Source organism: Carboxylicivirga fragile (assembly GCF_050589805.1).
GTDB lineage: Bacteria > Bacteroidota > Bacteroidia > Bacteroidales > Marinilabiliaceae > Carboxylicivirga > Carboxylicivirga fragile.
On sequence record NZ_JBNGOY010000008.1, the window covers coordinates 130,394 to 141,890 of the forward strand.

7 protein-coding genes are annotated in these 11,497 nt (G+C 38.1%); all 7 read right to left on the reverse strand.

Annotated elements, in window-relative coordinates; genetic code table 11:
- Positions 1–474 precede the first annotated feature (474 nt).
- The 7 genes from ACRD7B_RS05040 to ACRD7B_RS05070 all read right to left on the reverse strand — a co-directional run bounded on the left by ACRD7B_RS05040 (position 475) and on the right by ACRD7B_RS05070 (position 11,105).
- Positions 475–2,100, reverse strand: coding sequence for a family 16 glycosylhydrolase (locus ACRD7B_RS05040; RefSeq protein ID WP_430823385.1), 1,626 nt, complete (start codon positions 2,098–2,100; stop codon positions 475–477).
- A 31-nt stretch (positions 2,101–2,131) separates the two neighbouring features.
- On the reverse strand, positions 2,132–3,139 hold the full coding sequence (locus tag ACRD7B_RS05045) for a glycoside hydrolase family 2 TIM barrel-domain containing protein (protein ID WP_430823386.1): 1,008 nt from the start codon (positions 3,137–3,139) through the stop codon (positions 2,132–2,134).
- Positions 3,140–3,217: 78 nt separating this feature from the next.
- Positions 3,218–4,669 (reverse strand): MFS transporter, encoded by a 1,452-nt coding sequence (locus ACRD7B_RS05050; RefSeq protein ID WP_430823387.1) that lies wholly within the window; start codon positions 4,667–4,669, stop codon positions 3,218–3,220.
- Between the two features lie 57 nt (positions 4,670–4,726).
- Positions 4,727–5,797 (reverse strand): glycosyl hydrolase family 17 protein, encoded by a 1,071-nt coding sequence (locus tag ACRD7B_RS05055; protein WP_430823388.1) that lies wholly within the window; start codon positions 5,795–5,797, stop codon positions 4,727–4,729.
- Positions 5,798–5,813: 16 nt separating this feature from the next.
- On the reverse strand, positions 5,814–6,755 hold the full coding sequence (locus tag ACRD7B_RS05060) for a glycoside hydrolase family 17 protein (protein ID WP_430823389.1): 942 nt from the start codon (positions 6,753–6,755) through the stop codon (positions 5,814–5,816).
- The gene (locus ACRD7B_RS05065; RefSeq protein WP_430823390.1) at positions 6,755–7,645 is read right to left on the reverse strand and encodes a glycoside hydrolase family 17 protein; all 891 of its coding nucleotides are present in this window, start codon (positions 7,643–7,645) and stop codon (positions 6,755–6,757) included. Before ACRD7B_RS05065 ends, ACRD7B_RS05060 begins: the two co-directional genes overlap by 1 nt.
- A gap of 4 nt (positions 7,646–7,649) precedes the next feature.
- Positions 7,650–11,105, reverse strand: a complete 3,456-nt coding sequence (locus ACRD7B_RS05070) for a hypothetical protein (RefSeq protein WP_430823391.1) — start codon at positions 11,103–11,105, stop codon at positions 7,650–7,652.
- Positions 11,106–11,497: the final 392 nt, after the last annotated feature.

Genomic DNA, 11,497 nt, shown 5'->3' on the forward strand with positions numbered 1-11,497 from the left:
GCCACTTTAACACATTTATTGCAGAATGAATCAAATAAACCCCAAAAAAGGCCTGATATTTTAAATGAAAATATATTAGTGACAATATATATAGGAGAATTTTAACCGATTAGTAATTAATACTAAATCATTATAATGGACTCAAGGTTTTGTCGAGAAACTAAAGAACATAGTTCCTGAAATAATCGGGATAATTAGCAAAATGATTCATCAATCATCCGATGCAATCGGATTTGGAATACAATTAATATTGCAGGAAGCTGATTATTTTTTTATAATGCTAATCCTGTAAGCAAAATGGGGTTCCTGCACTGAATAATAGTAGTCCTGCATCACAAAATGCTATTCCTGCAAGCAAAACACCTTTCCTTCAGTTATCTATGCGCTAAAACAACTTATAGCTTAGCCATTAATACCGATTGAAGACTGAATTGAAAATCGACGAAGTCAAATGAGCCTAATCTGACAATTATATCAGTCCTTCATTACTTTTAGACATTGCTGAACCGTATCACTCTCAACATGTATAAGGTAAACCCCTTTGGGAAAGCATCCAAAATCACTTATACGGATGTAATTATTGGAAGGTATCTTCGAGTATGTTTTGATTAGTCGCCCAGAAGTATTATAAATTTTAATTCTCAACTCATGCTGAATATCTTCATCAAACAGAATTTGTAATTCATTACTGACAGGATTGGGATAAATATGAGCCTTATTCTCCTGATTGGTTGGTTCTTTAATTGCGGTAGCTTCGTCTTGCTGATACACTCGTATGTAATCAATTTCCATGGCACCCTCTTGAAAGTTAGGATCAATAGTAGACTGAATAGCCACATTGAATAATAAATATTGCTCATCATCAAAGGGCCAGGTATCCGCATTTTTAACATCTGGTTTATAGGTGTAGTGAACCATGTCATCAACACTAAAAACAAGTTTGTCCTCTGTCCATTGCAGCGTATATACATGGAATTCGCTTGAGACAGTTGAGATGGTCTGCCCTCCATGATTCACCGTACTTCCATAACTTGATGGTGTATGTGTAGCACTCTGAACAAAGTTTTGATTACTGCCCCAATGCTCCATAATATCAATCTCGCCGCAGGCCGGCCATGCTGTTGTGCCATAACCTTGATTATCCCAATAAGCACCATCTTCATTTATGTTTTTACCAAGCATCCAAATTGCAGGCCAGGTACCAACGCCACTAGGTAATTTAGCATGTACCTCAACCTTGCCGTACTTAAACGTAAATTTTGAGTTGAGTCGGGCAGAAGTATAATTCTTAGTCACGCCCTGATCGTTGTATGTTTCTTTTTTTGCAACAACCTTCAATATACCATTTTCAAGATATGAATTATCCAATCTGTCGGTATAGTGTTGAAGCTCGCCATTATACCAGCCTCCACCAATAGGTAACTGATGCTGTCTGAACCATTTGTTTTGATCAATGTCTCCATTGCCATCAAATTCATCGGCCCAAATCAATTGCGTAAATTCAGGATCTGCTTCTATGCTTCCATCGTAAGTGAAATCATCGATGTAAGCCAAAACATGATCCGTGTTATTTTCACCATTCACCTGTATTACAACTCTATTAAAATCACTTCTCTGAGTTGGTGCCATTGATGTTGGATCGAGATTAATAAAGGCATCTGATTCAAAATCAAAACTAATTTCCTGCCAAACATCCAAGGCTACCTGTTTAAGTATCTCACTTTGGGTAGACCACGGTGCTCCAATTGTTCCATCCTGAAGTTTTAAGGAAACCTTATTGGTTTGATTACCACTTAAGCCTTCTGATGGCACAAAAATTTTCAGCGTAAAAGTATGATTTGATACGAGGTTGAAATTATTGGCCACATCAAAACGAACATTGGCATATAATCCTCCTTCATCGTGGTACTTTAATACGCTTGCCGAAGTATTAATTCCGTTTTGTTTTGGATTCGAAAAGCTCTTATCAATGGTACATTCATCTCCAAACCAGCTCGAAATAGTTCCACCTCCCTCAAAGTCATCCTTAACTTGTTTCGTTTGTCCCTGAGAATCAGAAACTATCCAAACCAATAATCCTATTAGAAATAAATACTTCATAGTTAAACTTTCCTTTTATCTAAATATCCGACTACTTACCCTTGGAATAAATCGCTTCCACCACATAATAGGCGTCTTTGGGTTCTCTGTCAATTTTTGTAATGCCCCAATACTCTTCATTGGCTGTACCGTCGTATGGCACACCACTGCTCTCAGGTGCAAAACCTCCTGGGTCAATGGATGCATTACTCCCGGCTTTCCACCAGCCATCAGTAAAAGAGAATAAGCATACACCCGAACAAATATCCTGATGTGCAAAAATGTCTTTGAGAATAGCTAAGGTAGCATCGGCCTGAGCTTTTTCATTTGGCCCTTGCTGATATCCATCTTTCGGAATGGACATATAACTATCTGCACCAGCCTCTGCCAAATACATTGGTTTCTCACTTATTTTTTCCCATTCCGAAAAAATCTGTTTAGGATTATCCCAACGGTAAACATTCATGCCCCAAACATCAATTGCGCTTCCTATTGATAAGGCAAGTGAATCAGGCAAATCACCATGTGCCGTTGCCACCGGATGAAAAGCATCTGTTCTATGAATAAGCTTAGCCGCGTCATTCATAGCTCTATACCAATTTTTCATGTCTCCTTCGAACCACTCGGGATGATAGTTGTATTCATTACCAAGCTCCCAAAATAAAATGGCATTATGCGTTTTAAACTCCCTAACGTAATTGATAAATGATCCTGAGAGAATATCGTAATTGCCATTCTGATTAAATCCAAAGCTAATGATGAGCTTCATTCCCATCGAATCGACTTTATTTAAAACATTACGATCGGCAATAGGCGAGTAGACACGGATGGTATTAATTCCAGCATTCTTCATCAGTTGCAAATCTTCTTCCAGCTTATTAAAACTGCGTACATCACTCCCAAGCGGAACCGGATGATAACATATACCTTTTATGATATAGGGAGATTGGTTCACAAAAACCTGTCTGTCAACCACACTTACAATATCAATTTTAGGAGTTGAAAAATTAATACAAGCTGAAACAACTGCTAGAAATACAAGTATTAATAATTTGTGCATACCATTCGTGTTAGTATCCAGATTTAGGAAGAACTACCTTTAGACATTTCTTCCTTAATCCGGATTATATTATTAATATTATTCAGCCTTACCTTGATGTTGAGCTTTACCCCTGCGAGCTATTAAATCTTCTCTAATCTCGTGAGCTTTCTTCTCTGTTATGGAGTAATTCCACATAATTACAATGGCCACAAGTGCAAAAAAGATAGGAATAATGATATCAGCCAAACGAAGGTTAACCATTGATTCAGCTGATTGGACTTGTGCATTTTGATCGAATCCAACCAACTTCAACACAACTCCACTTAAACCCATTGCTAAACCATTACCAATCTTAACCATTAACCAGTATACGGCACCAAATGTACCTTCACGTCGCTTACCATTGTTAAGTTCATCCAAATCACAAACATCAGCCGTCATACTCATCATTAGTGTAAACAAACCTCCGATACCAAATGAAATAAAAGGCAATGGGATAAACATTAACCATGGGTTCGATGGGTCGAAGCACCACCACTTTAAAACATAACCAATTATTGAAAGAAAGGTAGAAATAATGAATGCATTCTTCTTTCCAACCTTAGTCGATATTTTTGCAATAATAGGTATAATCAAAAATGCCGTAGCTGCTGCATTAACTGTACTAAACCATGGAGGCCATGTACCCGCAGCACTAATGCTTCCCTCAAAGAGGTAGTATAGAATTATAAAATAGGAAAATTGGGCGATAGTCTGAAAACCATTAAAAATCAGAAAAGTGGTACTACACAGTTTAACAAATGGCTTACATTTTAAAGTCTGTATTATACCTTTCCACAACTCTTTAAGGTTAGTAGCCATCGTTTTAAAACTAATCTTTGTTCCTGTTTGCGCACCAGGTAAAACCATTTCTTTACAAAAGAAGGCTGGCAATGCACCAAGGATAATAGAGAAACCACCAACCCAAACAGATAGTACTCTTACCCCCTCGGTTGACTCAACAAAAAACAGATCAGGATTACCAATTAAGATCCAGAACCAAGGGGCAATCATCCAGGCCATTTGTCCAAAAACCTGACCAACTGCCATTAAACGGGTTCGTTCATTGTAATCAGCTGTCATTTCATAACCCAGACCAATAAAGGGTGTTGAATATATCGTAAACGAAATAAAGAAAACGAATGATAAACTTAAGAAATAAATGAAATTATACATTTCAGAATTCTCGGGATACATTTGCCATAGAATCATGAATGTTATTCCAGTCAAGATGGTTCCCAACAAAATATAAGGTTTTCTTCGGCCCCATCGAGAGACTGTATTATCTGTTACATAACCCATTATTGGATCAATAATGGCATCGAAAATCTTTGGCAAGGCTGCTACCAAGCCAGCCAATGCCGGATCCATTTTAAACCCATAAATGAGGTAAAACATAAAAACGCCCAAGGCAGCTGGATAAAGGTTTATGGTTAACTGACCTGCTCCGTATGCAGCTTTCTGGCCAAAGGGGACTCTGTCTTCAGCAGCTGTTTTGTAATGTTTCATAAATCTTGATTTAGAGTTTATAAATGGGGTAAATATTAATTGCTCATCATAGATTTTCTATTGCATTTGCCTTATTACTTCTTTGGGTAAGCGATCAACCGTATATAAACCCCAATGTTTTTCGGCTCCCATCATGTTGTTAGGGTCACCCTTCCAGTCTTCATCAAAAGCCTCAAAAAAGAAGGTGGTAATATTCATTTCTTCCGACCATTGCATCAATTCATTATAATACATGGCCTGTTTTTCTTCACTGGCTCTTTCTCCAAACTCTGATGCTACTGAAGCCCAACCAGCCTCGCTAATCACAATTTTGGATTGTGGTAAAGCATCACGCACTTTCTGAACATTAGCAATGGAATAGGACATAGCCTCGTCAATGTCTTTGCCTTCCCATACAGGATATAGGTGTATTGAAATAAAATTAACTGCCTGTGCTAATTTTGCGCCATGCGCTGCCCACCATTCATAATTTTCGGCTACCGTCACATCTTGCGCAATAAATTGCTTTACTCTATTCACGTAGCTAATGATGGTATCTTCATGTACCTTATGATCGTTCCAATCAACCAAGGCTTCATTACCTACATTAACTGCAACTACAATTCCAGAGTACTTGTTAGCAAGGTTAATACCCATCTCTATTTCCTTAACATTAAGCTTTTTATTATGATCCAACTCTTCTTGTGGAATGGGCTCACTTAACCAGGCACAACTTTCGTGATTGCTTAACTCGGCTCTTAACCAAATACCAAGCATCACTTTAATATTCAGTTTTTCCTCTTGTATGATGCGCAAAACAGATTGGGAATTTTCACCAGAATCGTACAAGCGAATTAAAGAAAATAAGGAATCCTTGGAAATTATCTGTAAATCTTCCAGTATCTGAGCATCGGTAGGATTTTTAGCACCTTCCCCTCTGTCTGGATGTTGCCCGCTTCTAAATCCTGAATAACAAACAGCCCTTGATACATTATTAATCAAAGCGTCTTTGCCCTGTTTAAGCGATGGACTTTCCACCGCATCACCATCATTATTTGATGCTTGGCTTGAAAAAACACAGGACATAACGGTCATTGCTAAAATAGCTAGAACAAAATACTGAATTGTTTTTCTTAGGATTTGTCTCATAATCTGATAATCAAGTTTATTCTTGTTTTATAAATTCTGGATAAAGCTCTTGCATCACCTTTTTGGGTTTACGATCAACAGTAAATAAGCCCCAATGTTTCTCAGGTTCCATAGCATCGTCTGAACCTTTCCAGGGTTCATCAAATGCCTCGAAAACAAAGGTTAGTATTTGCTCTTCGTTACTCCAATTAAGCAAATCGTTGTAGTAAATACTTTGCATCTCCTCACTCACGTTATCGGTATTAATACCTCGCCCGTTTGAATTGGTAGCCCAACCTGCCTCGGTAATAACTACCGGTACATTTGGATATTTATTAGCGATGCTATTATAGTTCTGTTTGGTATACTCCAAGGCTTCGTGAATGTGTTTGTATTCCCATACCGGATAGGTATGAATGGAAATAAAATCTACCTCTTGAGCTAAGTCTTCTAACTTGCTTAACCATGGTACATAATTTTCACAGAAGGTAACCGGCTGTTTAGTTTCTGCCTTAAGAAGCCTTACGTAACTAATCACACTCTCGGGCGATACGTAATGATCGGTCCAGTCAACGCATGCTTCGTTACCTGCCGACAGCGCAACAATAATGTCTGGGTACTGATTCGCCAAACGAATCAATTTATTTATCTGACTCTGGTTTTGTAGCTTATTAGCAAGCAATTGCTCCTCACTATATGAACCTCCCCAAGGACACGAAAAGTTATTCATTTCAGCACCAATATAAGCTCCCAACATTACCTTTAGGTCTAGCTTTTCCTTGCTGATAACTTCAAGCACTGTATCGGTATGTTGATCACAATCGTATAACCTTAGGTATTTCCAGTTTTCCTTAAGAATAAACAAATCTTCCCTAACCTCATCGTACGAAGGAAAAATGCCCGTATCTGGGCTTTGCCCCTCACGAAATCCGGAATAGCAAATGGCATTAGCATGTTCAATATTCAATCCCTTATGCATTACTTTACATACTTTAGTTGTTCATCTTTATCCCATAGACCCCAATAAGCGCCTACATCACCTTCGGTACTGGTTTTCCAACTTTCATCAAACGAAGAGAAATAAAACATTTCAATATCTTCCTCCTTTGACCAGCATTGGGCATCGATAAAGTACTTAATGGCATTCTCATCAGAGGGCAAAGCACCATGAAATTGCTTGCCTACATTTGGCCACCCTGTTTCCGTAATGATCACCTTCTTACCTTTGCCAGCCTTAACGGCCCTTCGGTACATGTCTTTCATATACAAAAGTGAATATTCCAAACAACAGCCCTCCCAGTAAGGGTAGCAATTAGCCATTATTACATCACAGGCCTCAGTGATTTTCGGGCAGTTCTCAAATTCATAGTAAGCATCAACATAACCCACAGGAATTGTAGGTAAGGCTTGTTTCACCCTTTCGATATATTCCAATAGTTCTGCTTCAGTCAAATCTCCTCTATATAGCACTTCATTGCCAACGGCCACCATATCGGCATGACCATTTTTAGCGAGTTCAATAACATTGGCTATTTCCTTCTCATTAATTGCCCTATCAGTACCCAGCCACGCACCAACCAAGGTTTTAAGCCCATTCTTTTTGGCAATTTCAGGAATCAACTCATTTCCTTCGGTACATGAAAATGTCCTTAACCAACTCGTATAAGGCTTAATAATTTCAATGCGACGAACAATCTGCTCTTCCGTAAGTTGATCACCTGGCTTTTGACCTTCAACATAAGGGCTAATGCATATACCATGCATGCCCTCTTTTAAAACTGATTCGAATAAAAAGGATCTGGAGTCCTTACTTTTCTTTGAAAGATCGATGCCGGCCAATGACATTACATATTCACTTCTTCCAGACATAGTGCTATTGTTTTACGGTTACTTGAATTAATTTCACTTGTCCATCCCGGTTAAAGATGGATGAACTATATGTTGGATCTATTGCGTTTGATAAGATCTTAACTGAGTCTCCGTTAAAAAATTCAATCGTTATCTGCTTAGGTTCACCAAGCGTATATACCACAGGCACCTTACAGAAAGTATAAGCCAATTGGCCCGCCTCAAGACGAATCGCATGACGCTCTCCATTGATGTTATTATATATAAAATCAGCTGGTGCTTTTAATACTTCATCTTTATTGATTAATGAAGTATTGAAGTGTATTTGTCCATCAGATATTTGAATGCCCAATTCACCAAATCTTGAAATCACATCTTCCTTTACCTGCCCGGTCATTCCTGGCTGTTTAACCCCTGCATTTCCTGGTGTATGCGAATAAGCATCGGTAGGAAAAGCGCCGTATAACTCTGGTGATTTATTTAAACCAATACCGGCCTTAATCTCAAAATAATGGTCTTTTAATTGACCTAACAACACCGCATCAGCCCCGTCTTCTTTGGCTTGATAATAAGTTTCCTGAACTGCCAATAGGAGTTTTGAAACCATGTGCCAATAAATGCTTCCCAAACCTTCGTAGCCGTAAAAAGTACCCGAACGCCCTGTAAAAGATTGGTGATCAAAAAGAGCCTCGTACATCGATAATATATAGGCACGTTCATCTTTGCTAAGCTTGCCATATTCCACCTTATCCAAAACGTCAATCGCTTTATTCAACTCATTAGCGTTACGAATGTTGCTATTAAAATGATAGTTTCCTTTATGGTCTTTTTTAATCAACTTTGTATTGCCATTATCAACCAGTTGTTGAAGCAATTTTGAGCCTTCCACAATTGAAGGCATAACAATATTCTTATCCGTGAAACGAGGTAACTGCCTGTCGGGATATAGAATATAACTGTATTGATCCGACCGGAATAACTGACTCGCTTTTAAGGCATCGAGCACCTCAAGACTTTGCTCTCCATTGAGGTATCCTGAACTTAAAACGGCCACCTGTCCTTCCAGCATTTCGTATAAATGACGAATACTGGCTTCGCGCTCATTAAAGGAAATTAGGTTATAAGCATGGTAAAGTCCATGTTCTGTTTTATTAGCGCTAATTGACTGATCGATAAATTTCAATGACAAGTCCAGAAACTCCCTTATCGAACTAATACTCATCTCTTCTTTTAGTCCAGAAAAAGAAGAGGTATAAATTGTGGAACGGTAATCGCTACCTGCCTGCCCTAAGGCATCTGTCAGCTGTTTTCTATCTCCATCCAGGAAACCTAAATTAAGGAATGATTGGTGGTCTGTGAAAGCCTTATAGACGCCTTCAAATAAAGTTTTAACTTCCTGAGATATCTCAACATTCTCCAGAGCTATTGAACCCAATTTAGAACTCCAAAATTTAACAAAGCGTCGCAAGTAATAAAGCGTGACCATAGATACACCGTTTCCGACAAGAGCATTATTGGCATCATTCCATTCGGGACGCTGGGTATTTAACCAAATACCAGCCTCAGGAATGAAATTACTCAACTTAGTTAAAAGTGTAACGAGTAGTTTCTCTGTTAAATTAACACGGTGCAAGTCACTTTCATTCTTCCAAAGTAAACGGGCATCGGCCCCAAGCTCGCTAACACGTGATTTGATCTTATCATTTAATTCAAAATCGAAATCGATGGTTTCTTGCGGATCAAGTAATATTTGATCGTACGATTTTATGCGATAAGGCACATTTGCATAAACAAATACATCATCACTAAGCAGCTTATTTAAGGCTTGTGGATGGTAGGCTACCGACCACTCCAGAAACTTCTGTAAATAGATAATCTGATGATCGCCCCAATAGCCAATGTAAGCCCAGGGATCATCCGGATCAGGAGATTCCCAATCAATACCTTCGCGTGTAATGCGATATGGATTATAACCATCGGCTGTAGATGCGTTTAAAAATTTGCTTATAGCCCCTTCGGTAAATTCGGGGAAGGAAATATTTAAAGCTTCCCAATTCTGGAATATATCGCGCCAGTTACCTTGATAGCTTAGTTTATCGGAGCCATCATCATTTTTAGTTTCGATGGCAAACTGATTCCATGGACGGCTAGGATCGCCATGACGCCTACTAAAAGTGAGTGGTAAATATTCGTAACTGATTCGTATTAAGTCAGCATTCTTTGACTCTTCAGCCAAACGAATGAGTTCCTGATAGCTCAGTTGCTCAGGTAATTTTTCAAGCCAACTCTCGACTTGTTTCTCGAGTAAGGTATTTGTTTGGTGTACATATAAGCCAAAATCTTTGGCTGTAATGTTATAATTATCGAAGTAAATACCTCCACGCATCACATTATACAGGCAGTTTGAAAAGTGACGTGCACAACTTAATTCATCTTCACCTAGTTGTATACCATCCGCATCAGAAACAATATTAATCAAATGCTTTGTTCCTAAATCAACATCTACCTTTAGCTCATCAATGGCATCTTTACCAGATTCCAAAAATGTCTCCAGATTTGCCACATCGGCACCATCCTGATTAATTTCCGCAACGATAACCCACTCTTGGCTTTCGTTACTTGCCAACTGAAGCTTAGAATTAATGTAATAAGCTCCGCGTTCTGCCCTTACATCAACCTCGGTTACAACACCTGAACCTGCCTTAAAACTACTAAGTTGTTGATTTGACAAAAGCACATTAGCCCCCTTTAAACCCTTCGACCATACGGTTGTACAACTTAAGGATTCACTTGGTTCAGCCCGATCAACTGGAATAGAACTCAGCATAAACAGTCCTAGTCGGCTAGCAGGTAATAATTCATTCTTTTTATAGGCATCCAAAAGATTACTGTATTCATTCTGAAAATTGTAATCGACGCCATTGGGAAGAATGTTTTGAATACCATCCAATACATCAACTTTAATCTCCAAATCGTTATGGTTAATTAGTTTCGAATCTTTTACAAAACCAAACTTCTCGCTATAACTCCAGCCATACTGAAAAGTACAATTCAGATCTCTATTGGTCTCTTCAAAAATGATTTTATTGCCATAAACACTCTTGTAGATATTTCTTGTTAGATCATATACTTGAGTTTTATTTTTACTAAATGGCTCCCATAAAAAAACCTTATCGGTATCTTCAACAAGCAATATGGTATTGCTTCCTGTTATGCCGCAATAATCATGTATTTTATCATCGGTATAATACGGAAACAATGCATTATCCCTATTCTTTCTCCCCGCTGTTAAAGCACCGTTACTCGACAAAAACATCCAATGGTCCGAATCACTCACAATGGTCATGAAGAAATCATCCATTGAATCATAATTACTGATCTTGTAATATTTTTCATTGTTGATTTCCACAAAATCACCCTTCACTTCTTTGGCAGAATTTTGGATTTTTGCCCCCCCCAGGTATATACTTTTGTTGTTCATTTTACTATTCAATTTATTCGTACTTCTGGTTTTTGAACTTCTATTGATTTTAGAAGTAATCACTTTATACAAACTTAAGGCTTGTATAATACGCACGGAAATTCTGAACAACATTAACGCTTACTTCACACCTCACTTTTACTACGTTACTTTTTTGGCTTTTTCACACAAAGCACTGCTGTAGTGACAAATAACTGACTCTATCAAAAATGGGGCATTTGAAGGCGTTTTTAGAAAAAGCTAATTTAAGCTTGAATATCTATGAAATAGGAGAAGGAGTTTTAAAAAACCCTTAATCCTGAATTATTCATTAGGAATCATTTTTTTATGATGAACTAATGGATCCATGAAGGTTAACCCCGATTTAGAAAATCACCATTTTGGTATTTTCA